Source organism: Bavariicoccus seileri WCC 4188 (genome assembly GCF_000421665.1).
Lineage (GTDB): Bacteria > Bacillota > Bacilli > Lactobacillales > Aerococcaceae > Bavariicoccus > Bavariicoccus seileri.
Genome location: NZ_ATXL01000001.1, coordinates 49,980 through 74,309, shown reverse-complemented (window position 1 = coordinate 74,309; position 24,330 = coordinate 49,980). Strand labels below are relative to the sequence as shown.

The 24,330-nt window shown below is 38.5% G+C and carries 19 protein-coding genes and 1 riboswitch; of the genes, 17 read left to right on the top strand and 2 right to left on the bottom strand.

Annotation, left to right across the window (positions count from 1 at the left end):
* Positions 1-111: 111 nt before the first annotated feature.
* The 3 genes from H541_RS0100330 (at position 112) to H541_RS0100320 (ending at position 4,857) form a co-directional block, all read left to right on the top strand.
* Entirely contained in the window at positions 112-747 is a 636-nt protein-coding gene (locus H541_RS0100330; protein ID WP_022795364.1) for an NAD(P)H-binding protein, read from the top strand.
* A 338-nt stretch (positions 748-1,085) separates the two neighbouring features.
* Positions 1,086-1,388, top strand: coding sequence for a DUF6506 family protein (locus H541_RS0100325; RefSeq protein ID WP_022795363.1), 303 nt, complete (start codon positions 1,086-1,088; stop codon positions 1,386-1,388).
* Between the two features lie 304 nt (positions 1,389-1,692).
* Positions 1,693-4,857, top strand: coding sequence for an alpha-mannosidase (locus H541_RS0100320; protein WP_022795362.1), 3,165 nt, complete (start codon positions 1,693-1,695; stop codon positions 4,855-4,857).
* A 167-nt stretch (positions 4,858-5,024) separates the two neighbouring features.
* On the opposite strand, the gene H541_RS0100315 is transcribed toward H541_RS0100320, so the two are convergent.
* Positions 5,025-5,345 (bottom strand): cation transporting ATPase C-terminal domain-containing protein, encoded by a 321-nt coding sequence (locus H541_RS0100315; RefSeq protein WP_022795361.1) that lies wholly within the window; start codon positions 5,343-5,345, stop codon positions 5,025-5,027.
* A gap of 155 nt (positions 5,346-5,500) precedes the next feature.
* Positions 5,501-5,689, bottom strand: a riboswitch (M-box (ykoK) riboswitch).
* Positions 5,690-5,922: 233 nt separating this feature from the next.
* On the opposite strand from H541_RS0100315, the gene thiE reads away from it, so the two are divergent.
* Together thiE and H541_RS0100305 are read left to right on the top strand one after the other, a co-directional pair.
* The gene (gene thiE, locus H541_RS0100310; protein WP_022795360.1) at positions 5,923-6,561 is read left to right on the top strand and encodes a thiamine phosphate synthase; all 639 of its coding nucleotides are present in this window, start codon (positions 5,923-5,925) and stop codon (positions 6,559-6,561) included.
* Between the two features lie 56 nt (positions 6,562-6,617).
* Positions 6,618-6,980: a hypothetical protein gene (locus H541_RS0100305; RefSeq protein WP_022795359.1), complete on the top strand. Its 363-nt coding sequence runs from the start codon at positions 6,618-6,620 to the stop codon at positions 6,978-6,980.
* Between the two features lie 217 nt (positions 6,981-7,197).
* On the opposite strand, the gene abc-f is transcribed toward H541_RS0100305, so the two are convergent.
* The gene (gene abc-f, locus H541_RS0100300; RefSeq protein WP_022795358.1) at positions 7,198-8,775 is read right to left on the bottom strand and encodes a ribosomal protection-like ABC-F family protein; all 1,578 of its coding nucleotides are present in this window, start codon (positions 8,773-8,775) and stop codon (positions 7,198-7,200) included.
* A gap of 788 nt (positions 8,776-9,563) precedes the next feature.
* On the opposite strand from abc-f, the gene H541_RS0100290 reads away from it, so the two are divergent.
* The 12 genes from H541_RS0100290 (at position 9,564) to H541_RS0100235 (ending at position 23,913) form a co-directional block, all read left to right on the top strand.
* Complete coding sequence (locus H541_RS0100290; protein WP_022795357.1) at positions 9,564-10,559, top strand: mannose/fructose/sorbose PTS transporter subunit IIA; 996 nt, start codon at positions 9,564-9,566, stop codon at positions 10,557-10,559.
* A 38-nt stretch (positions 10,560-10,597) separates the two neighbouring features.
* Positions 10,598-11,401 carry a PTS mannose/fructose/sorbose transporter subunit IIC gene (locus H541_RS0100285; RefSeq protein WP_022795356.1) on the top strand — a complete coding sequence of 268 codons (804 nt, stop codon included), beginning with the start codon at positions 10,598-10,600 and terminating at the stop codon, positions 11,399-11,401.
* 21 nt (positions 11,402-11,422) lie between these two features.
* Entirely contained in the window at positions 11,423-12,334 is a 912-nt protein-coding gene (locus tag H541_RS0100280; protein WP_022795355.1) for a PTS system mannose/fructose/sorbose family transporter subunit IID, read from the top strand.
* Positions 12,335-12,384: 50 nt separating this feature from the next.
* Entirely contained in the window at positions 12,385-12,771 is a 387-nt protein-coding gene (locus H541_RS0100275; RefSeq protein WP_022795354.1) for a DUF956 family protein, read from the top strand.
* A 235-nt stretch (positions 12,772-13,006) separates the two neighbouring features.
* Positions 13,007-14,386, top strand: a complete 1,380-nt coding sequence (locus H541_RS11095) for an NAD(P)/FAD-dependent oxidoreductase (protein ID WP_169461092.1) — start codon at positions 13,007-13,009, stop codon at positions 14,384-14,386.
* A complete protein-coding gene (locus H541_RS0100265; protein WP_022795352.1) occupies positions 14,376-15,878 on the top strand; it encodes an AcpB/EbpR/MafR family transcriptional regulator in 1,503 nt (500 codons plus the stop codon). Before H541_RS11095 ends, H541_RS0100265 begins: the two co-directional genes overlap by 11 nt.
* A 144-nt stretch (positions 15,879-16,022) precedes the next feature.
* A complete protein-coding gene (gene glpK, locus H541_RS0100260) occupies positions 16,023-17,522 on the top strand; it encodes a glycerol kinase GlpK (protein ID WP_022795351.1) in 1,500 nt (499 codons plus the stop codon).
* Between the two features lie 20 nt (positions 17,523-17,542).
* Positions 17,543-19,372, top strand: a complete 1,830-nt coding sequence (glpO, locus tag H541_RS0100255) for a type 1 glycerol-3-phosphate oxidase (RefSeq protein WP_022795350.1) — start codon at positions 17,543-17,545, stop codon at positions 19,370-19,372.
* A 5-nt stretch (positions 19,373-19,377) separates the two neighbouring features.
* On the top strand, positions 19,378-20,094 hold the full coding sequence (locus H541_RS0100250; RefSeq protein WP_026501479.1) for an MIP/aquaporin family protein: 717 nt from the start codon (positions 19,378-19,380) through the stop codon (positions 20,092-20,094).
* Positions 20,095-20,848: 754 nt separating this feature from the next.
* Positions 20,849-22,144 carry an ABC transporter substrate-binding protein gene (locus H541_RS11090; RefSeq protein ID WP_022795348.1) on the top strand — a complete coding sequence of 432 codons (1,296 nt, stop codon included), beginning with the start codon at positions 20,849-20,851 and terminating at the stop codon, positions 22,142-22,144.
* Positions 22,145-22,225: 81 nt separating this feature from the next.
* The gene (locus H541_RS0100240; RefSeq protein WP_022795347.1) at positions 22,226-23,092 is read left to right on the top strand and encodes a carbohydrate ABC transporter permease; all 867 of its coding nucleotides are present in this window, start codon (positions 22,226-22,228) and stop codon (positions 23,090-23,092) included.
* Positions 23,089-23,913 carry a carbohydrate ABC transporter permease gene (locus H541_RS0100235; protein ID WP_022795346.1) on the top strand — a complete coding sequence of 275 codons (825 nt, stop codon included), beginning with the start codon at positions 23,089-23,091 and terminating at the stop codon, positions 23,911-23,913. Before H541_RS0100240 ends, H541_RS0100235 begins: the two co-directional genes overlap by 4 nt.
* The last annotated feature ends 417 nt before the right edge of the window (positions 23,914-24,330 follow it).

The following is a 24,330-nucleotide window of genomic DNA, read 5'->3' as shown; positions in this document are numbered from 1 at the left end:
AGCGTTTGTAAGCGTATTATTAGTCACTAACCCTTGATTCCCTTATAATAAAGAAAATGGTAGCCTTAGGTGCTAAAGAACCAATGATGTTATGAGAGGGGAGAGCGAAAAATGAAAATTTTTGTGGTAGGAGCTAGTGGACGTGTTGGCCGTCAGTTGGTTAAAGCATTAAGCAAGGAAGACCATATTATTTATGCTGGCTCAAGACATCCAAGTGAAGAATCATTGGGTAATAATGTCATATACAAAAAACTGGATCTTCATGATAGTAGTGAAGCAATTGCTGAGACTATCGGAGATGTTGATGTTATTTATTTTGTAGCTGGCTCTAGAGGTAAAGATCTTCTTCAAACCGATCTTTATGGGGCTATCAAAGTGATGAAAATTGCTGAGAAAATTGGTGTAAAACGGTATATTCAATTAAGTGCGATTTTCGCGCTTAAAACTGATCTATGGCCCGAATTAATTCCAGAGAGTTTAACTGATTATTATATCGCTAAATTGTTTGCTGATAGGTATCTTATTGACCATACTGAATTACCTTATACAATAGTTCAACCAGGAGAACTAATGGAAAGACCAGGCACTGGTAAGATAGCAGTAGATGTCACAGATCAAGGCCAAATTGCAATAGACGATGTTGCCATTGTGCTTCAAAAACTTCTGGATCATAAGAACACGATTTATAGTGTGATATCCTTACATGAAGGGCCAACACCAATTGATGATGCCCTTCATAAGGTCTAGTTTTTGGGATTGGTAGACCTACAGATGTAGTCGTAAGGCTGTAGCGTTAGACTTAGAAATGCATTCTAAAAGATATTGTTTTAAAGAGAATATTTAATAAACTATCCTATTATTTTCGTATTCAATAACCAAAAGCACACAGTAATTGGGATACTGTCGTTCCTAAAAGCTGTGTGTTTTTTATGTGCTTATCAGAGTTTTAATCAGGATTCTTTTTCCACATAAAGTGTCATCAACATTTTTGTAAACGATAACAAATATTGTCTTTTATGCTATAATAATCTCAAATGAGCACTATACTGATGCTTATAAAATTTATTTTGCAAGGAGGGTTACTGATGGTATTAAAAGCTGGTTTTATTTTTTTAGCACCTGGTGCTGATTATAAGAAAGATCATCAGATTGTTGAAACACCTGGTGTAGAATTACATGCTGTAGGAGCGGTGGATTATGACGACGCTGTAAAAGCAGCAAAACAATTGGAAGAAGATGGCATCAAAGCAATTGAACTTTGCGGTGGGTTCGGTATTATTGGGACGGCAAAAATAAAAGAAGCTGTGTCAAAGGATATTGCTGTTGGTGTGGTGAGGTTCGATAATCACCCAGGACTCAAGTTTAAGAGCGGAGACGAGTTGTTTTAGAAATTTGTAGATATGAGTAAAAATATAGTAGTGATGCCTCGTCTCTTAAGACTAGTTAAAGATAAACTTGGCAAACAGTTTTGCAGAAAGTTTTGCAATAGAAACACTTATGCATTGTAGCATGGTTCAAACACTGATATTCTAGGTGTATGAACCATGCTTTTAATTTTATTTAGAACTGATAATCAACATAAAAGGTAGATACTATAGCTATAAAGGTAGATACTATAGCTATAAAGGTAGATACTATAGCTATAAAAGTATAATAAACTTAATGAAATCAAGAAGGATGAGGAGTGCTGTCATGCAATCACAACTATTCATTTTGGAGAAACTACAACGGCGGGTACAAGAATTGTCGAAGTATCGCTACAAGCACATCGAAAAGTTAGACAACTGGCAAGTGATCGAGGACAAGAGTAAGATGCAAAAATATCCACCTAAGGATTGGGCTCATAGTGAGTCTTTTAAGCTTGGAGATTCATGGAAAGGCCGTGACTTTTATCTGTGGGTCCATCAAACAATAACAGTGCCTAATGTTCCTAACCCGCTGCTATTTCTTGATTTTGGGAAAACTGGTGGCGGCTATAACTCCGGATTTGAGTCCCTTTTATTTATCAACGGACAGCCCTATCAAGGTGTTGATTCTAACCATAAAGAAGTCTTCTTGTCAGATGATTTAGTAGGTCAGGAAATCGTCCTTGATCTTAAATTGTGGTCAGGTCTTGAAGGTGGTGGGCCTGAGAAAATATTGACTCACACCTTTTTAGAAGCCTTTGTCGGAAGCTTGTCTGACAAAACTGATGATCTGTTCTACTATGCAGATGCTTTGTTGAAAACAATCCATGTGTTTAGTGAGGATGATCCACAAAGATACGAGCTACTAGATGTATTGAACAGAGCTTTTCTGTTAATTAATTGGCAAAACGCAGGATCCCAGGAGTTCTATGACTCTATCGAGGCAGCTGATACCTTTTTAGTTGAATCACTAGCTAAAATCGACAAAAAATCTCTAATTGAAATCACTGCAGTCGGCCAAACACATATTGATGTCGCATGGTTGTGGCGATTAAAGCATACTCGGGAAAAAGTTGCACGTAGCTTTTCAACGGTTCTAAAGTTGATGGAAAAGTATCCTGAATACATCTTTATGCATACAACCCCGCAAGTCTACAAGTATATCAAAGAAGATTATCCAGAGCTATTCCAAGAGATCAAGAAAAGAGTGGCAGAAGGTAGGTGGGAAATTGATGGTGCAATGTGGTTAGAAGCCGATTGTAATATTCCAAGTGGAGAATCACTGACTAGACAAATTCTATTTGGTAAACGGTTTATCAAAGAGGAATTCGATCGTGACAGCCATTACTTATGGTTACCAGATGTCTTTGGCTATTCTTGGGCACTGCCGCAAATACTGCGTAAGTCTGATATAGATACCTTTATGACCACTAAAATCAGTTGGAATCAGTTCAACCGGATGCCTCACGATACATTTTATTGGAGAGGAATCGACGGTAGTGATATTTTAACGCATTTTATAACGACTCCTGAACCAAGTGAAGGTGGCTATAGTGGTAAAGATTGGTCCTACACCTATAACGGTCGTTTGGAACCTAGCACAGTGACAGGTATCTATGATGCCTATCAAGACAAAGATATTAATCATGACCTACTTTTAGCCTATGGATATGGCGATGGTGGTGGAGGAGTGACCAGAGATATGATCGAGAAAAGACGACGGCTCGATGATATTCCGGGCTTACCGCAAGTGAAGACGGGTCGTGTCGATGATTATTTCCGCAAACTTCACCAAACGGTCTCAAAGACGGACCACTATGTCCAAACGTGGGACGGCGAATTATATCTCGAATATCACCGTGGAACCTATACTTCACAAGCATATGTCAAGAAAATGAATCGTCAAATGGAATTGACCTTAAGAGAGCTAGAAATGCTGTATACTAGCCAGCATATCGTTAGTGGTAAAGACTATCCAACAGATGAGCTTACTGCGATTTGGGAAGTGGTATTGAGAAACCAATTCCATGACATTATCCCAGGATCTTCTATTAAGGAAGTGTATCAAGACCACAGAGAAGAGATGTCCTCAATTGTAACTAGTTCTCAAAATCTGATTAATAATTTGGAAGAGGAAACACAAGAGGCATCAAGTAAAGAGGATACTAAACAAGATGAGCTAGAAAATGCTAGTTATCAGGTAATCAATACTAGTGGGTGGTCAAGGAGTCCCGTAACTATCATTCCGGGTATCGAAAAGGGCATTGCAGTCGATGAGAATGGGCAGTCACTCCCTACTGTTATTACAGATGAGGGTGCTTATGTGAAAGTAGATGCTATCGAGGCTTTGAGCACTAAAGCAATTACTTTTAAAGACAGTCCAGAAAAAAGAGAGTTAGCTTTGACTAAGTCAGCTTTAACGATTAGTGAACAAAACAGTAATGGATTAGAAACACCTTTTTATAGCATTGAGTGGAACGACGATTATCAGTTTGTTAGTCTCTTTGATAAGCAAAATGACCGAGAAGTTTTAAAAGGTAATGGGAATGTCTTACAAGTGTTTGAAGATAAACCAATAAACTTTGATTGTTGGGATATCGAGCTCTATTATCAAGAAAAAATGACGATTATTCCATGGGAAACCCTAAAGGTAATAGCTAATAATGCTCTATATGCTGACCTAGAGCTGACTGCGACTATCAACCAGTCGACGATAAAGCAAACCGTGAGAGTGTATGCAAACGATCGGAGAATTGATTTTATCACCCATGTAGATTGGAAGGAAAGACAACAGCTGTTAAAAGTGTCCTTTGAAGTTGCTATCCGAGCTACTGAAGCTACTTATGATATTCAATACGGCAATGTGAAACGGCCTACTCATTGGAATACCAGTTGGGATCTTGCAAAATTTGAAACAGTGGGCCACCAATGGGCAGATCTATCGCAACGAGATTATGGTGTCAGCCTGTTGAATGATTCAAAATATGGGTATGATATCAAAGAAAACAGATTAAGGTTGAGTCTCTTGAAGGGCGGTATTTATCCCGACCCTACAGCAGATATTGGCCAACATGACTTTACCTACAGTTTACTACCACATAAAGGCGATTTCGTTGAAGGTAAAACAGTGGAGGAAGCCCTAGAGATCAACCGTCCGTTAACAGTTTTAAAGAAAAATAATCCGATTGATATTCCACTAAAAATAGTAGCTGGGGAACCATTAGCTATCGATGCCTTCAAGTTAGCCGAGGATCAAAACGGCTGGATAGTGCGTTTCCATGAGCATACAGGTGCTAGAAAGAAAGTGGAAATAGAATTACCAAATGGTTTTGGATGGTTGGAAACAAATATGGTGGAAAGGGATTTAACTGAAGAAAAAAGTAGTCCTGTTATAGTCGAGCTGACCCCTTATGAAATCAAAACAATTCGGATCAATAAGATAGTTAAATAAGATAGTTAAATAGAGATAAGGAAAACAAGGACAACAAAAAAAGACCCAATGGGTCTTTTTTTGTTGAGTAATTAAATGCTACAGCTATTATTACAGCTATACTATTATTACAGCTATTATAAAAGCTATCACTAAAACTACTACTAATGCTAGTGCCAAAGCTATAATTAAAGCCACTCACCGTTATTGAAGTGGATGTACAATTTTTTGGCGATTTGCAAGGCTAGTAAGTAAGCAAACAGGATACCAACCATCCAGATCCAATAAGAGCCTGGTAGTGGTAGGAAATCAAAGAATGCGTGTAGTGGTGTGATAACAATCAGAATTCCCATCAATACTGCCCCTATGCTTGCCCAGATCACTGGGTTGCTAGCGCTACTTTCCACAAATGGAATTTTACGAGTTCTTAAGACATGGACAACTAGCGTTTGACTTAGTAGTCCAACAACAAATAATACTATTAAGTTGGACACATTGTGGGGAGGCATGTACTCACCTACTTTCTGGGTACTTTCTACAGCAACAACTAAAGTTTATTAAATAAAATAAACATTAAGACAACAAAAAACGCCACTCAACAAGAGAGGGCGTTGTTAGTCAACTAGTGTAAGCCATTTTAATAAGCCTGGTTGGATAACAATCAGCGTCGTTCTCGATGTTGAGTTTTAGCACGCAAAGGCGTAGATTTTGCATCAGCTACATTAAAAAAGGCCTTTTGTCGACCAGTCTTGTTGACCCAGATCGTTAGTAAACGATCGTTTATAGCCGTCTCTCGATGACTATAGGGTAGTAGCTTGTTTCCATTGCGGAGCCTCACCTAACAGAACGGATGGAAAGTGACTCTTTCCTTAATCCAATTGAATGGTACTGTCTGAGCAAATTAAAGTCAACTGATATGTGTTAAAGTTTACACAAAAAACATTGTTATCGTTTGCTATTAGTTTGTGTGCTTACTATAATGACTTTAAAGATATAATTAGGGTGTGCTTGATGATGCAAAGTAGCATTTGTAATTCTGTTTTTCAGTAGTTCATGAATACAATAGGAAATTGATGGGGTGACCAGATGATAGATTATTCTTTGTATTTAGTAACAGATCGTACTCACTTTTCAAAAGAAGAATTTTTGAGTATTATCGTTGCGGCTTGTCAACATGGCATCACGCTTATCCAATTGAGGGAAAAGGATATTACCACAATTGAGTATGTCAATTGGGCACGTGATGTAAAGCAAATAACTGATAACTATGGTGTCCCACTGATTATCAATGACCGTGTAGATGTCTGCATGGCTGTAGATGCTAGTGGTGTTCATATTGGTCCGGAAGATCTTCCTGTAAAAGAAGCTCGGAAGATTATTGGAGAAGATAAGATATTAGGTGTTTCAGCCAATGATGTTCCAGCAGCTATTTCTGCTTATAAGGATCAAGCTGATTATATAGGAGTTGGTAGTATCTTCAAAAAGAATCAGCCTGTTGAGAGACAAATGGCAGCGTTAAAGCAGTTGAAATCAATCGTCACTGATATTCCTATTCCAGTCGTAGCAATTGGTGGTTTGACAGAAACAAACCTCTATTTGCTGAGAGATAGTGGTGTTGCAGGAGTTGCTATGATTAGTGAAATCATGCAATCTAGTAATGTGACCGAAAAAACGAAACAATTGAGAAGAAGTATTCAGCTAATGAAGGGTGGTATTTACCACTAATCAACAATGCTGTGTAAGGTGTATCTGAGAACATATTTTTACGAGGGGGACGGTATATGAAGTGGACGGTTACCATGGAGGATCTGGAGAAGTACGCTCAAAAAATTGGCGGCAGTAATGTAGTTGCTGGTTATGTGGAAGATTATCATCTGTTTAACATACCGGGATATCGGTACTATGTGATTGTAGTGAACGATGAAGGAATCACCTTGATTCATTTAAGTTTAAAAATGGAGGTTAAATCGGAAAGAACAATACATTATGACGACATTGAAGCTGTTACAGTCTCTGGGTTACTTCTGAAAAAAGTAACCATTAAGACTAAAGATGATAAAATAGCGCTACTTGTAAAAACGACTATTATCGGTTTAGGAGCTGCACAAAAAAGCTTGTTAGAACGGTTAGCACGTTATAAATGATACTAGAGATCAATGACAGAAGAACTGTCACTAGGACTGTCACTAGGACCGTTACTAGAGTAACTCATTGGAAAGTAAAGTAAAATAAGCCTCAAATCTTGGTGTTACTAAATCAAGATTTGAGGCTTATTTAGCGCAAAAGAACTTAAACTTCTATCACAAAAAGAACTTAAACTTCTATCACAAAAAGAAATTAATCTCCTATCACAAAAAGAAATTAATCTTCAACTTGAACTACATGGCGATCTTGGATCATCAACTGTCGGTTGCTGAGTTTTTGAATCATGTATCTGTCATGGGATATAAAGACTAGAGTTCCACTATAATCTTCTAATAAGTGTTCAATTTCTTCTTTGGCATAGATATCGAGATGGTTAGTTGGTTCGTCTAAGAGCAAAAAGTTTATCTTTTGTTGCAACAGCGGCAGTAGGGCAAGTCTGACTCGCTCGCCACCGGAAAGGCTTTTGAGGCGTTTGCTAACGTCTTGAGCGTAGAAACCAAAGTGTGCTAGTGTTCTGCGAGCTGCTTCTTCGTTGGGCATGATTGTCTTGGCATAATCAAGAATTGAGACATCGTAAAGTGGAAACTCTATTTGTTGAGGGAGATAGCCCATTTTGACATGATTTCCAAGCTCAATAGTTCCCTCGTCTGCTGTCAGCTCTCCCACAATGAGTTTCATCAATGTACTTTTACCGGAACCATTTCTGCCAATGAGAGCAATGCGATCATTCCGTTTAATGGTAAAGGTAACATCTTCTAATAGTATCTGATCCTCTATTAAGGACCAAAGATCGTTAACTTTAACCACATTGTTAGCGGAACGATCTGCGACTTTGACTGATTCTAGTCTGTTTCCACTTTCTTGGGGAACGTAGGGGAGAGATATTTTTGCAAGTCTTTTCTCCAGGCTTTTGGCTTTTCGATAGAATTTTTCGTTGCCTGATTCGTTGCCCCATTGTCTATATTGTTTGATTTGTCCTTTAAGCTTTTGTTTTTCTTGTTGCTTTAGTAGGAAGTTCTTCTGAAGGGCTTCAACACGTTCTTTTTTCAAAGCAGTATAGCGGGTGTAATTACCGTTATAAGGAACAATCTGACCGTCTTCTATTTCTAATGTTTTTGTGGTGACGCGATCCAGAAATTGACGGTCATGAGAAATAACCATATAAGGGATCTGCAAATGGCTCAAATAGTTTTCTAACCATTCAATTCCGGCGATATCCAAGTAGTTGGTGGGTTCGTCCAATAATAAGTAGTCATTGTTTGACAAAATAACCCTAACTAATTCGACCCGTAGCCGTTGACCACCACTCAGTTGGTTGAGTCGTTTATTTTCAAGTTCTGAGCTGTTTAAAGCTTTTAAGGTGCTTGCAATCCGGTCTTCGATATCATAGCCACCGTTTTCTTCAAAGTCGTGTTGGAGTTTACCATAGTGAGTCATGACTTTTGCCAGTTGTTGATGATCATCAGACACAGTTGCCAGTTTTTCTTCATATAAAGTTAATTGGTGGTAAAGGTCATTCAGAAGCTGATCTGATTCAAGCAGATAGGTTTTTACGATCTTATCAGAAGGGGTAAAGGTTTGTTGTAAATAACCGATTGTTAGATTTTTTTTACGATTGATGACACCCTTAGAGGGATTTTCTTCTCCGGTGATCAATTTAAATAAGGTGGACTTACCAGAGCCGTTTTCACCAACTAGACCAATCCGATCAGATTGCTCTAAGATAAGCGATAGGTTTTCAAATAGTGGGTCTTGATTCAGTATTTTGGTGATGCTATTGAGTTCAATCAACATTGTTTTATCTCCTTAGGGCTAAAAAATAGCCATGTGTTAATATGACCAGTTCTGATTTCCCTTAGAGACTATAGACCCACTTCTACGATGTGCTGTAGGGGAAGGAGGAGTATAGTGTAAAGGTAGTGTCGAACAATTATATGGTCATGGTTTTAGTGTTATAGCAAAGCAAGCCCATAAAGCTATTCAGCCAATAAAGCTTAAAAATGGACGCACTGGTCCCCTAAGGCTATAAAGTAAAACCAATTGCATGGCAAATAACAGCAATTAGATTGTCATTTTTTGGTTTGATCTGATGCTGTGTCATGCAAGTCATAATAATTGTTCCTCCTCTACAATGTGATGTCTTTCATGTAGCTCATCATAACCGATATGACAAGGAAAAACAATAAGCCTTTGTCAATTGACTCTAGGTGGTTGTATACACTAATTCCTTAAATTTTTTAAAACAGAGTCGTTGTGTATATACACTAATGAACTGATAATTGAACAAGTTATTTTTTGGAAAAAAGAAAAAATGAAAGTTAAGAAAAGCTTTAGAATAGGCAATTCTACAATTTTTGATCTTATACACTAAAGTTGGCATGGTTTTTGCTTATATAAAAGTGTTAGAAGACACTAATACAACTTGGACGATAATGAGGCTATAAGCGGTGCTAAAAGTGTTTGAGTATCGTGGCAGTATTGTCCAAGGTATGTGCCATGTTTAGAGGAGGGATTATCTAAGAAAAGTGGTCAAGGTTTAGTTTATGACGAGTTGTTTATATTTTGGATGAGGAGGTAGAGAGATGGTAGGAATTATCCTAGCAAGTCATGGTCAATTCGCTGAAGGCATTTTACAGTCTGGGGCAATGATCTTCGGTGAACAAGAAGATGTCAAAGCAATCACTTTGATGCCTAGTGAAGGGCCAAATGACGTCAAAGAAAAAATTCACTCAGCGATCGCATCGTTTAGTGATCAAGATGAAGTCCTATTTTTAGTTGATTTATGGGGAGGTACACCATTCAACCAAGCTAATTCTGTTTTTGAAGAACATAAAGACAAATGGGCAATTGTTTCAGGGTTGAACTTACCGATGCTCGTAGAAGCTTATGCAGCACGCTTGTCGATGACATCAGCTCAAAAAATAGCAGTCCACATTCTTGAAAAGGCTAAAGAAGGTATCAGAATCAAACCTGAATCTCTTGAAGTCAAGAAAAGTGCCGTTGTGAGTGAAACAGGAGAAGTTAAACGGCCATTACCACCTAATACTGTTGTGGGAGATGGCAAGATCAAAATCGTATTGGCACGTGTCGACTCTCGGTTACTTCATGGACAAGTTGCAACCGCTTGGACGAAATCCACTAATCCAAATCGGATCATCGTAGTATCGGACAGTGTGGCAAAAGACGAACTACGGAAGAAATTGATTGAACAAGCATCACCACCAGGTGTTAAGGCCAATGTTATTCCAATCAAAAAACTGATTGAAATTTCAAAGGATCCTCGTTTTGGAACAACTAGAGCTTTGTTGTTATTTGAAAATCCTACTGACGTTGTTAGAGCAGTAGAGGGTGGTGTTGACATCAAGGAAGTCAATGTTGGATCATTAGCGCATTCAATTGGGAAAGTCGTTGTTAGCAAAGTGTTATCAATGGGGAATGAAGATGTTGAAGCTTTTGAAAAACTAAAAGCAGACGGTGTTAAATTCGATGTCCGTAAAGTGCCAAATGATTCCCACAGTAATATGGAAGAAATATTGAAGAAAGCAAAACATGGTTTAGCTGAAAATAAAGCTCAATAACCTGTTTGCGATAAAACTATTTATGGAGGGATAAAAAGATGGAACTAAATTTTATACAAATTATTTTAGTAGTTCTAGTTGCCTTTCTAGCAGGTATGGAAGGGGTTTTGGATCAATTCCAATTTCACCAACCACTCGTTGCTTGTACTCTGATTGGGTTAGTGACTGGTAATCTTACTGCCGGCATCATGTTAGGTGGTTCGCTTCAAATGCTTGCTTTAGGATGGGCAAATATTGGGGCAGCAATAGCACCTGATGCTGCATTAGCATCTGTAGCATCTGCAATTATTTTAGTATTAGGTGGTCAAGGAGAACAAGGTGTAACAACAGCAATAGCAGTCGCAATCCCGCTTGCAGTAGCCGGCTTGTTCTTGACAATGATCATGAGAACTTTGGCGGTTCCAATTGTCCATATCATGGATGGTGCAGCTGAAGAAGGAAACTTTAGAAAATTAGAAATTTGGCAAATTATAGCAATCTGTATGCAAGGGGTACGTATTGCTATCCCAGCAGCAGCTTTACTTTTCATTCCAGCTGCAACAGTAAGAGCAGTCCTTGAATCGATGCCAGCATGGTTGACTGATGGGATGGCAATCGGTGGTGGCATGGTCGTAGCCGTAGGTTATGCTATGGTTATCAATATGATGGCTACTAAAGAAGTATGGCCATTCTTCGTCATTGGTTTCGTAGTGGCAGCAGTTTCTGAATTAACTTTGATCGCACTAGGAGCTCTTGGCATTGCGTTAGCATTGATTTACTTGAACCTTTCAAAAATGGGTGGTTCATCAAGCGGTGGTAACAATACTGGTGACCCAATAGGCGACATCTTGAATGACTATTAAGGATAAAGGAGGAAAATAATTATGGCTGAAAAAATCGAATTAAGTAAAAAGACACGTTTAGCAGTAGCGTGGCGGTCGACTTTCTTGCAAGGTTCATGGAACTATGAACGGATGCAAAATGGTGGCTGGGCATTTGCTATTATCCCTGCTATCAAGAAATTATATCCCAAAAAAGACGATCAAATTGCCGCATTAAAACGCCACATGGAATTTTTCAACACGCATCCTTACTTAGCATCTCCTGTAATGGGTGTTACATTAGCACTTGAACAAGAACGTGCGAATGGTGCACCTGTCGATGATGTGGCCATCCAAGGGGTAAAAGTTGGTATGATGGGTCCTTTAGCTGGTGTTGGTGACCCAGTCTTCTGGTTCACTGTAAGACCAATGTTAGGTGCATTAGGTGCCTCTCTCGCAATTGGTGGTAACATTCTTGGACCAATCATTTTCTTTGTAGCTTGGAATATTATTCGTTGGGCATTCATCTGGTATACACAAGAATTTGGCTATAAGGCTGGTTCTAAAATTACAGATGACTTATCAGGTGGCTTATTGCAAGACATCACAAAAGGTGCTTCAATCCTTGGAATGTTCGTCCTAGCAGCCTTGGTACAACGGTGGGTATCTATCAATTTCCAACCAGATGTTTCGAAAGTCCAACTGGCAGATGGCGCCTTTATCAAGTGGGATGAACTTCCGGCTGGAACTGAAGGTATAAAATCAGCATTCGAACAAGTTAATCAAGGTTTAGCATTGTCTCCTGAAAAAGTGACAACTCTACAACAAAACTTGGATCAATTGATTCCTGGTCTTGTACCATTACTCTTGACCTTGTTCTGCATGTGGTTATTGAAGAAGAAAGTTAGCCCAATTGTCATCATCCTTGGCTTATTCGTTGTCGGTATTGGTGGACACTTGATTGGGTTACTTTAATCATAGGTTTGTAGGCGTTAAATGAGTCAGTCAGAGAAGTGGTGGTATCAGTGGTACAATCGATCAATTCAAAAGTTGATCTCGTCATCGAGGGCACGTCATTCCTTGGTTTGACAGATTATGGGAAAATCATGATTGGAGATCGCGGTTTTGAATTTTTTAATGATAGAGATGTTAATAAATACATTCAAATTCCTTGGGATGAGGTCAATCTAGTGATTGCTTCTGTCATGTTTAAAGGAAAGTGGATTCCTAGATTTGCGATTGAAACAAAAAAATCTGGTACCTATACCTTTTCCTCAAAAAAAACAAAAGTTGTCCTTAGAGCTATCAGTCAATACATTGATTCTAATCACATGGTACAATCACTGAGTTTTTTCCAGGTTATCAGAAGAGGTCTAAAAAACTTGTGGGCGACAATAACCCATAAATCATAAAGATGTAGATAGAGTGGAGATGATTCTCCGCTCTATTTTTTTCTCTAAATAGAGATATTAATAGAGATATTAATAGAGGCATCAATAGAGGCTTTATAACGACTATTATTTTGTGCTAGCGCTTATAAATGATAGGATAGAAGAGTATGAAAGAGTACAAAAAAGTATAAAAAAATATACCAGAGAGAAAAAAAGGGTGTAAACTTATACAAAAAATGGTGAAATGGGTGACGTGATGAAAGTAGTTATAATTGGAGGCTCATATGCGGGTATCACAGCAGCACTGACCTTGAGACAAAAGAGCAAGGCTATTGATATTATGATCCTCGAAAAGAGTTCTCAGATCGGTTTTATACCTTCTACCGTGAGTTGGATTTTAAGACATCCGGGTCACAGTCATGAAGACTTTAATTGGATTACTGTAGAAGATCTTGTAGAGCAAGATATCTCAGTCCGTGTTAATGAAGAAGTTATTAGCTTCGATGACCACAATGTCACTACCGATGCTAGAAGCTATTCCTTTGATCGATTGATTATCGCGACAGGATCAGGGCAGCAATCCCGGTTGATGACAACCACTAATGACGACCGAGTGATGACTGTAAAGGGGTGTCATCAGGTCGATAAAATCATTGAACTTTTACCACAAGTGACAAAAGTAGCCGTAATTGGAGCTGGTTTGGTTGGATTAGAATTAGCTGATGCTCTTGCCGATTTAGGGAAGATTGTCCACGTTTATGACCACTTTTCTGCGATTTTGTCACGTCACTTTGATCCGGATGTGATATTACCTGTTGAAGAAGCTCTCAAAAAGGCCAACGTGTCTTTCAATTTAGGTAAATACGTCACAGAAATTATCAAAAGTTCAGCAAATCCAGATCAACTGCGACTAGTTCTTGAACACGAGGATGGCGATGCTCTAGGGGGTCAATCTTCAAAAGGGACTCAAGACTTCGACTTGGTAGTGATTGCGGTCAATACGAGACCAGATAACGCAAAATGGGAGTCGCTTGTCCACTTGAATGAAGATCAGACCATATGGGTGGATGAGCATCTACGGACTAGTCTACCAAATGTATTTGCCATTGGTGATGCCATCAGTGTCAACTTTATACCGCTAGACTATCCTTATTATATTTCCTTAGTAAACAACGCAGTACGAACGGCTAAAGTTGCTGCGCTCAATTGTTTAAGTCCATCGACTGAAATGGTTAAGGATGTCGGCTCTGCCAGAGATGTTAAAACGATTATGGCTGGGTATGAGATTGCGAGTGTTGGCTTAACTGGAGCAGAAACTATTTTTTATGCTAGTGACATCGAGACTGCAACCATATCTGTAACGAAAAGAGTGAAAAGTTCAGAGCAACTGACTTGTCGTTATTTTTATGACTCAGTTACCCATGTTTTATTAGGGGCTCAGCTCATTAGTCACGATAAGTTTGACTATGAGTTAGCTATTTTAACAGAGGCAATCGCAACACAGCGAACAATCGAGTCTTTAGCCTCTAAAACGATGCCCTATACAAGTGACTACAATTATCCCATTAGTCTATTTGATCTGTTGGTACAAACCAATAAGGTGGCTATAAAAGGACAAGACGACCATGAGAATTGAACAATTATTAGATAAAAAAGAGCAACTAATGGTGAGTATTCTGAAACAATTAGTGCTAGAGGGTGGATCCCTTCCTCATAGCGTTCTACAAGAATCTGTAGGCTTATCAAAACAAGCTTATGACAACTACGTGGTTGAGATGGGTCAATTTTTAAGTAGCCATTTTAAGTCTGATTCTAACACAGCATTTGTTAAAAATGATGGTTACCAGTTAAGTCTTGATTTGCCAGAGAAAATCGGTTTGAGTGCGATTGTCGGTCAATTTATAGAGGAAAGCAGTAAATACCAGATCTTAGATTACTTATTAATCCATCGCGAATTCTCTATCAATCAGCTGGTGTCTACATTGATGCTGAGTGAATCGACTGTCTTTCGTAAAATTAGAGAAATTAATTCAGTTTTAAAGGAGTTCCAGATTCAAATCAAGAACGGTCGAATGGTAGGAGAGGAATTACAAATCCGTTATTTTTATTACCAATTGCAATTGGTTGTGAAAGTTAGAAATGGACATAATAGGACTGCCACTGCTCTAGAACAAAGTTCTGCCTCTTATCAACTTTTTGAAAATGCCCTTAAAAAACAACTCAAAACAAGCTTTAGCCGGTCTGCAATACAGAAATTGCACTGTTGGTTATATGTAACCCAAAAAAGAATCATCATCAAAACCTTGGAGCAAACAGACCTATCAAAACGGTTTACGGTGTTCTTGAATGATCCCTTATTTAAAGATGTCGACCAAATTGTATCCCTCTACTTTAGTAGAAGTTCTGTTGAGGATAATATCTATGAGAGTCAAATGTTGTACATCTTTTTGATTTCATTTTTCATTTTCGATGAAGAATACTACTATCATTATGATCTTTTGAGAAAGAAAAAATTACCTACGGCTACATTAGATGTCTACATTAGGGAGATGATTCTGTTACACTATCGCCCAAGACGGATTGCTTTATCACTTGAAAAACAGGTTGACTATAATCTGTCTCAACTCAATAATCAATTGTATTTCTTCAAAGGAAGAATCTTTGAAGTTGATGTGCATCATCTTGAAGCGGAGTTAGAACATCTTTTGGGGAGAGCTCTGAGCACATTACCGACCAAATTATTACGGGTGGCATTATCGCGTTACTACTTAAAACGAGATCAACATGATGGTTTACAAGACTATGTCCTTAAAAGTTATAGCAGCGTCTTATCTTTGATTGATTTCCATAGTTTAAAGATCATCACTGTCGGCTTGGATTTTGACAGAGATGATATTTTGGGGGAGCCTTTTCGTCAGTTGGTGACAACTGAGCTCCTGGCTATGAATGGTTTAGTCGTCAAAGAGTACGTTCCTAAAGGACGATTTGACCTGGTGATCACCACAGGTTATGTCGATGATTGGAGTGTCAAAGCAGAAAGAGTGTATGCTGTTTCTGAGTTTAATTCTTCTTATGATATCAAAAAAATCAAAGAAATCATTTATAATTTGAAACGTTCAGTCAACTAAAAGGTTATTATATCAACGTTTTCATCAAAAACTGTCAAAAAATAATGAAAACAATTGTATTTTGAAAGATGTTTAGAGGTAAATAAGGATATGATTGTACTGTAGTAAGGAAGCGTTTACAGAAACTTGAGGAGGAATTTAGGAATGGTAGACGGAAAATTTATTATGGCAATTGACCAAGGGACAACAAGTTCCCGTGCAATTATCTTTGATAAGAAGGGGCACCATGTTGGGAGTTCTCAAAAGGAATTTACTCAATATTTCCCAAAAGACGGTTGGGTTGAACACAATGCAAATGAAATTTGGAACTCGGTCCAATCAGTTATTGCTGGAGCATTCATTGAATCAGGGATTAAACCGGATCAAATCGCTGGGATTGGGATCACGAACCAACGGGAAACAGCTGTGGTTTGGGATAAGAAAACCGGGATTCCAATTTACAATGCCATCGTGTGGCAATCTCGTCAATCAGCTGGTATTGCGAACAAATTAAAAGAAGACGGACATAAGGATCTCATCCATAAGAAAACGGGATTGATTATCGATGCTTATTTCTCAGCAACCAAGATCAGGTGGATCCTTGATCATGTCGAAGGGGCTCAAGAGCGTGCTGAAAAGGGCGAATTATTATTTGGGACTATCGATAGTTGGTTAGTTTGGAAATTAACCGATGGCCAAGCTCATGTTACAGATTACTCAAATGCTAGTCGGACGATGTTATTTAATATCGATACACTAGACTGGGATGACGATATTCTAGAACTATTGAACATTCCACGGGTGATGTTACCGGAAGTTCGTTCGAATTCAGAAGTCTATGGGACAACCAGAGGCTACCATTTCTTTGGTAGTGAAGCGCCAATCGCTGGTATGGCAGGAGACCAACAAGCAGCACTGTTTGGACAAATGGCATTTGAAGAGGGTATGGTCAAAAACACCTATGGAACAGGGTCATTTATCGTTATGAATACCGGTGAAAAGTATGAGTTATCTAAAAATAACTTATTGACAACGATAGCTTATGGTATCGATGGCAAGATCAACTATGCTTTGGAAGGATCAATCTTCATAGCAGGTTCTGCTATACAATGGTTGCGTGATGGATTACATATGTTGGTTAAAGCAAGTGACTCTGAAGAAGCTGCTAAGCGCTCAGAAAATGATGATGAAGTATACGTTGTACCAGCTTTTGTTGGGTTAGGAGCTCCATATTGGGATCAAGAAGCGCGTGGCGCGGTATTTGGTTTAACTAGAGGAACTGATCGTGACGCCTTTATCAAAGCTACTCTCCAAGCTGTGGCCTACCAAGTGAAAGATATCGTTGATACGATGCAACAAGATACTGGTATGAAGATTCCAGTTTTAAAAGTCGACGGTGGAGCTGCCAATAATGAATACTTGATGCAATTCCAATCAGACATTCTAGACACACCAATTCAAAGAGCACAAAACCTTGAAACGACTGCCCTCGGTGCAGCGTTCTTAGCCGGTTTAGCAGTAGGTTATTGGAAAGATACAGACGAAATCAGAGAGTTTTACGAAGCTGGTAAGATGTTTGAACCAGAAATGACTGACGATTATCGTACGAAACTATATGAGGGCTGGAAACGTGCCGTCAAAGCAACACAAGAATTCAAGATTTAAAGAAAGAGGAGCTGATTTAGTTGACATTTTCAATTAAAAGTAGAAAAGAAACTATAGACGAACTCAAATCACAAACCCTAGACTTGTTGATCATCGGAGGCGGGATCACAGGTGCAGGTGTAGCAGTTCAAGCAGCTGCTTCTGGCATTAAAACTGGTTTGATCGAAATGCAAGATTTTTCAGAAGGAACCTCATCGCGTTCAACAAAACTTGTCCATGGTGGTATCCGTTATTTGAAAAATTTTGATGTCGAAGTAGTAGCGGATACTGTGACCGAACGGGCTGTTATCCAAGGCATTGCTCCGCATATTCCAAAACCAGATCCTATGCTATTGCCAATCTATGACGATGAAGGCGCAACTACTTTTGATATGTTCTCTGTCAAAATTGCCATGGATTTATACGACCAATTAGCTGGTGTCAAAGGAACGAAGTATGAAAACTACACCCTGACTCCAGAGCAAGTCATTGAGAGAGAACCATACATCAAAACTGAGGGTTTACAAGGTGCTGGCGTCTATCTTGACTTTAGAAATAACGACGCCCGTTTAGTCATCGATAACATCAAGAAAGCTGTTGAAGACGGCGCTTTAGCCGCGAGTAAAGTTAAAGCAACAGGATTTGTGTATGAGGATCAGAAAATAGTAGGTGTCAAAGTCCGGGACGAGATTACGAAGGAAATCTTTGAAATTAAAGCTAAACTCGTCATCAACACGAGTGGTCCGTGGGCTGACCGTGTCAGAGAACTGAACTTCACAAGAGCAGTAGCACCTTTTATGAGACCTACTAAAGGCATCCATTTGGTGGTAGATGCGAAGAAATTGCCAGTGCCACAACCAACCTATTTTGATACAGGAAAGCATGATGGTCGTATGGTCTTTGCAATCCCACGTGAAGAGAAAACCTATTTTGGAACGACTGATACGGATTATCAAGGCGATTATAATGATCCAACCATTACGCAAGATGATGTGGATTACCTCCTAGACGTGATTAACCACCGCTTCCCAACAGCTAACATTACGATTGATGATGTGGAATCTAGTTGGGCAGGGTTAAGACCATTGATAAGTGGAAACTCTGGATCTGATTATAATGGTGGTGACAATGGGACAATCTCTGACAAGAGCTTTGAGGATGTGATCGATGTTGTCACGAAATTTAAAGAAAAACAAGCTGACCGTAATCAAGTCGAGCATGTCTTGAACAACCTTGAAAGTAGTTTAGAAGAAAAAGAACTTTCGCCATCAGCTGTTTCTCGTGGGAGCTCTTTAGAACGTGAAGAAGATGGGCTGATTACTTTAGCCGGTGGAAAGATTACAGACTATCGTAAGATGGCAACAGGTGCTATCCAACTCATCGTTCAACTCCTAAAAGAAGAGTATGGTATGGAAATCACGCCAATCGATTCTAAACATTATCCAATTTCTGGCGGAGATTTCGACCCGACAAAAGTTGAAGAAAAAGTGGAAGAGTTGACTCAGTTAGGGGTAGAAGCAGGCCTTAGTGAAGAAGAAGCTCGTTACATCGCTGATTTTTATGGGACTAATGCTGTAAAAGTATTTGATATCGCTAAAAACATGGATGCTTTTGACGGCTTGAGCCTCGCAGAATCTGCTCGCTTGAAATATGGATTAGAAGAGGAGATGGTGTTGACTCCTGCAGACTACTTAGTGAGAAGAACCAATCATTTATTGTTTGAACGTGATAGTTTAGACGAACTCGTAGCACCAGTCATCAATGCGATCGTAGAATACCTGGGATGGTCTGATGATGAGAAAGTGAAACAAACTGCTCAATTGCAACATATTATAGACGAATCAGATCTAAAAGATCTTAAGAAGGGATGATGGCTATGTCTGGAGATACAGCACAGATATTTGGTGAATTTATTGGGACGTTGATTTTGGTTTTACTTGGGGACGGTGTATGTGCCGCAGTAAACCTAAATAAGAGTAAAGCACAAAACTCAGGGTGGATTGTTATTGCATTTGGTTGGGCTCTTGCAGTTATGATGGGGGTATACATTTCAGGTTTCTTAGGACCTGGTCATTTGAATCCAGCAGTTACACTGGCAATGGCCTTAACAGGTTCTACACCATGGCATTTAGTTGTTCCATTTATCCTAGCTCAAATGCTTGGTGCAATCGTAGGAGCAGCTCTTGTCTGGTTAGCTTATCTACCTCATTGGGCTGAAACAGAAGACAGAGGAGCTATCCTTGGTACATTTGCGACAGGACCATCGATTCGTAATTATCCTGCTAATGTATTAACGGAAACCATTGGAACATTTGTATTAGTTTTGGCCTTACTGGCATTCTCTCAAAATGCTTTTGCAGATGGTGTCAACGTCTTTGCGGTCGGCGGTTTGATTTTAGCTATCGGTGTGTCTCTTGGTGGACCAACTGGATATGCGATTAACCAAGCTCGTGACTTAGGTCCAAGAATTGCGCATGCAATCTTACCAATCGCAAACAAAGGTGACTCTGACTGGGCTTATGCTTGGGTGCCAGTCGTTGGCCCTACATTAGGAAGCTTATTAGCAGTCCTAGTATATAACATTATGATTTAACCAGATTTAATCAGATTTAACCTAATTTTAACTAGAAATTCAACTTTTACTGTTTGAGTTAGAATGAAAATAGCAGTATAAGATAAAAATGACAGTTATATAATGAAGGTATCAGTATAAAAGCAATGGAAAGATCCAGGGGTTATAACCCCTGGATCTTTTTTATACAATCTAAAAATTGTAAATGGTAAATTCTAAATCGTAAAAAGCAAACAGCAAATAGTATAACTAACTTTATTAGTATGATTGTTATTATTATTCTGATATAAATATACTATAAATGTAAATTTGTTATGAAATAATACCAAAATAGCAGATGTTGTTAATTTAGGACTAACTCATCATAACTTAAGAATAATCTGCTCAAATGGGTCTAAAAAGTCATGTTGATAGCAATCTCAGTCGTGTTTGTGGTATAAATAAATCAATAACACATTATTATATTAATTGTTGATGATAAAAATAAAGTCAAATGAGTAAATCTTAATGACTCATTTGAATTTTGAATCGACAATTAAACATAATATATAAGTTAATTACGAACTAGGAGGAGTCAATATCTTTATAATGTAACATCTCTTAATTTATTTGAGTATCACCAGCAACATCACTAAATTTAGTCAATTGACTTGATTACTTCGGTGGGGTCATCAGTAAGCATTTAAAAAAGAACTACTATCAACAGATGGTAAGTGTTGTAACAGGTTAATCAGAAAGACTCGATGGACGACTATATCTAAGGGAAGTGGTAGAAATGATCGAGACCAAAGGAAAAGGTCTATACTTCACAATGCTTATTTTTTTGGCCACATTGTTACTAGTGGGGTGTCAGTCACAAGATGATGAGGTAACGATTGAGTTATTTAATCAAAAGCCAGAGATCACACAACAATTAAAGGATGTTGCAAATGCATTTTCAAAAGAGTATGGGGATGTCAGAATCAATGTGACAACGGTAGGTAATGGGAATGGTGCTGCGGCTTTACAAGCAAAATTTATTTCAGGGGATGAGCCTGACATGATGATGTTGGGTAATTTGCCAGATATCAACCATTATTCTGAGTATTTGTATGACATGACTGATTCTAGTGTTAAAGATGTCATGATTCCTAAGTTGCTTGAAGGAGCAACGGTCGATGGTCGATTATTAGGAATTCCTATGAGTATCGAGGGATTTGGATTTATGTACAATAAAAGTATTTTCTCAAAAGCAGGTATCGATCCAGAAGGTATTGAGACTTATCAGGATTTTGTGGCAGCCGTTGAATCTTTGGACCAACAGAAAGAAGAGCTTGGTTTGGATGCTGTATTTGGCTTTAGTGGGGCAGATGAGAATATCACCAACCACTTTTCGGGAAACTTTACAGCAAGTGAATTTAACAACAATATCATCGATGCTTTTGAAGCTAAAACGATTGATTGGAAGAACGGCGAACGTATGAAAATGTATGCTGATCTCATCAACAAATATAATGTTCAACCATTGATTACACTTGATTATAGTCAGTCTGTTGAAACGTTATTTGTCAATGATAGGGTTGCAATGATTCACCAAGGGAACTGGATAGTTCCGACATTGAATGGTCTTGATCCGGAATTCGTCAAGGACAAGCTTGGTATTTTACCAGTATTTGGTGATACTGATGATGAAGCTAAGTTCGTTGCTGGGGCACCGTGGTACTTTACAATCAATAAAAATTCAGATCAGAAAGTTATTGAAGCTTCAGAAGCGTTCTTGTCATTCTTATTTGATAGTGAAACAGGATTAGATCACCTTGTCAACAAATTCAATTTTGTGCCCCCAACTAAAGATTTTGATGCTAACCGTATCCAGGATGAACCTTCTCAAGTACTCTATGAGGCTTTGATGGATGAGAAAAATAACGATATGACTTACAAGCAAGCGCCATACGGCTATTTAAAATCGTCCTTACATCCTGAATTCCAAAAGTACTTGTCAAATCGTATCTCATGGGAAGAATTTGAAAAAAATACCAAGATTGATTTTGAGTCACTGAGACAGGTACAAAACGATCACCCATCAGATTAATGGTTGATCTAGTATTATGGTGATTCGGTTGTTTAACCATATCAATAGTTTGTCTAGAACAAGCGAAAGGGTGTTTAGGTTATGAAAAATCAACAGAAAGGTTTAAATTATTGGCTGTTTTTGCTGCCGAGTTTATTGGCTTTGTTACTCGTTGTTATTATCCCATTCGCATACGGGATATTCACCTCGTTTACGAATTTTGATGGGTTTAAAATGGCATGGGTCGGCATCGACAACTACTTACAACTACTAGAGGATCGTAACTTTCTAGAGAGCTTGTGGTTTACAGTGCGCTTTTCTCTGGTATCAATTGTCTTAGTGAATGTGATTGGTTTGAGTCTAGGCTTATTAGTGACGGCGCGATCAAATGCACTGACTAACTTCTTTAGAACTGCCTTCTTTGTCCCTAACTTGATTGGTGGTATTATTCTTGGATTTATTTGGCAATTTGTCTTTATCCAAGCTTTCAGTGCTATCTCACAAGTAACGGGCTGGGAGTTCTTTAATGGCTGGTTAGCCAATGAGGCGACTGGTTTTTGGGCACTAGTCATCGTATTTCTCTGGCAAATGAGTGGGTATGTGATGATTATCTATGTTGCTTTTCTAAACGATATTTCAAATGATGTTTTAGAGGCAGCAAAAATTGATGGAGCAGGGGCATGGCAGACCTTTTGGAGAGTAAAATTCCCATTAGTGGCGCCAGCCTTCACGATCAGTTTATTTATTACTTTGGCTAATGCGTTCAAAGTGTATGATTTGAATCTGACGTTAACCAATGGTGGACCATTTGGATCGACGGAAATGTTGGCGATGAATATTTTCAATACAGCATTTGAGCAATATAGCCAAGGGTATGCACAGGCTAAGGGGATTGTTTTCTTCTTGATCGTAGCTATTTTGACTGGTATTCAAATGAAGTTTACGCAAAAACGTGAGGTGGACGTATGAAAACGAAAAGAAATCTCCACTTTATCTTAGTTGCTATAATTGGAATAGCTGTATCGTTGGTTTGGTTGTATCCATTTTTATTGATTTTTATCAATAGTTTCAAAAGTCGTTCGGAAATTTTGACTAATGTGATTAACCTGCCAAAAAATCCGACATTTGTGAACTATCCGACTGCTTTTAGACAAATGAATTATTGGGGAAGTTTTCTAAACTCCCTGATCATTACGGTAATCAGTGTGGTCTTAATCATCTTATTCAGTGCGATGGCTGCTTATGCTTTATCACGAAACGATAGTAAGTTAAGTAAAATTCTCTATTTCGTGTGTGGATCAACCATGTTGATTCCATTCCAATCCGTCATGATTCCTCTAGTAGGAATGTTTGGTTCCGTCGGTATGTTGAATCGTACAGGATTGATCATTATGAATATCGGATTTTCAGTTAGTATGTCGATTTTCTTATACTATGGTTCGTTGAGAGGTGTCTCGATCTCCTTAGATGAAGCTGCATATATCGATGGCGCCAGTTATTTTAAAACCTTCTTCAAAGTTATATTGCCTACGTTACGATCTACAACAGTGACAGTAATCATCCTGAATGGTATGAAAATATGGAATGACTATCTTCTACCATCACTAGTAGTGAATAAAGATGGGATGTTTACCTTGCCACTTGAAATATACTATTTCTTCGGACAATATACGACACAGTGGGAATTAGCGTTGACCGGACTACTACTCGCAATAGTTCCAATCATCCTACTGTACATCTTCTTACAACAGTACATCGTCCAAGGAATAGCAGAAGGAGCTATAAAGTAAAGAGGTTGTATTTCGAGCGTTGAGTTTCGAGCCATAAGGCGAGCTAGCAGAAAATTTGTAATTTTCAAGCTAGATGGACTTATGGACAAGAAACTGCAAGAAATACACCGTTTCAAAAGAGGTTGTAAATCAAGCGTTCAACTTTGAGTAATAAGGAAGACCATCCGAAAATGAGAGGTTTAATTTTCGAGATGGTCTGAGTTATTACCGAAAAAGTTGCTTGAGATACACCGTTTCAAAAGAGGTTGTATTTCGAGCGTTGAGTTTCGAGCCATAAGTAGACTATACGAAAAGAAGGTGTGGCATTTTGCCACACCTTCTTCTGTTTACAGCAATATTATTTATATAAGCTTACTGTATAAACTTACTACATAAACTTATTATATAAACTTGGGTTATATTAATTAGTTTTATACA

Excerpts from the sequence above, each read along its gene's own strand:
- H541_RS0100330 (WP_022795364.1), top strand. The coding sequence starts at position 112 with ATGAAAATTTTTGTGGTAGGAGCTAGTGGACGTGTTGGCCGTCAGTTG.
- H541_RS0100325 (WP_022795363.1), top strand. The coding sequence starts at position 1,086 with ATGGTATTAAAAGCTGGTTTTATTTTTTTAGCACCTGGTGCTGATTAT.
- H541_RS0100320 (WP_022795362.1), top strand. The coding sequence starts at position 1,693 with ATGCAATCACAACTATTCATTTTGGAGAAACTACAACGGCGGGTACAA.
- H541_RS0100315 (WP_022795361.1), bottom strand. The coding sequence starts at position 5,345 with ATGCCTCCCCACAATGTGTCCAACTTAATAGTATTATTTGTTGTTGGA.
- thiE (WP_022795360.1), top strand. The coding sequence starts at position 5,923 with ATGATAGATTATTCTTTGTATTTAGTAACAGATCGTACTCACTTTTCA.
- H541_RS0100305 (WP_022795359.1), top strand. The coding sequence starts at position 6,618 with ATGAAGTGGACGGTTACCATGGAGGATCTGGAGAAGTACGCTCAAAAA.
- abc-f (WP_022795358.1), bottom strand. The coding sequence starts at position 8,775 with ATGTTGATTGAACTCAATAGCATCACCAAAATACTGAATCAAGACCCA.
- H541_RS0100290 (WP_022795357.1), top strand. The coding sequence starts at position 9,564 with ATGGTAGGAATTATCCTAGCAAGTCATGGTCAATTCGCTGAAGGCATT.
- H541_RS0100285 (WP_022795356.1), top strand. The coding sequence starts at position 10,598 with ATGGAACTAAATTTTATACAAATTATTTTAGTAGTTCTAGTTGCCTTT.
- H541_RS0100280 (WP_022795355.1), top strand. The coding sequence starts at position 11,423 with ATGGCTGAAAAAATCGAATTAAGTAAAAAGACACGTTTAGCAGTAGCG.
- H541_RS11095 (WP_169461092.1), top strand. The coding sequence starts at position 13,007 with ATGAAAGTAGTTATAATTGGAGGCTCATATGCGGGTATCACAGCAGCA.
- H541_RS0100265 (WP_022795352.1), top strand. The coding sequence starts at position 14,376 with ATGAGAATTGAACAATTATTAGATAAAAAAGAGCAACTAATGGTGAGT.
- glpK (WP_022795351.1), top strand. The coding sequence starts at position 16,023 with ATGGTAGACGGAAAATTTATTATGGCAATTGACCAAGGGACAACAAGT.
- H541_RS0100250 (WP_026501479.1), top strand. The coding sequence starts at position 19,378 with ATGTCTGGAGATACAGCACAGATATTTGGTGAATTTATTGGGACGTTG.
- H541_RS11090 (WP_022795348.1), top strand. The coding sequence starts at position 20,849 with ATGATCGAGACCAAAGGAAAAGGTCTATACTTCACAATGCTTATTTTT.
- H541_RS0100240 (WP_022795347.1), top strand. The coding sequence starts at position 22,226 with ATGAAAAATCAACAGAAAGGTTTAAATTATTGGCTGTTTTTGCTGCCG.
- H541_RS0100235 (WP_022795346.1), top strand. The coding sequence starts at position 23,089 with ATGAAAACGAAAAGAAATCTCCACTTTATCTTAGTTGCTATAATTGGA.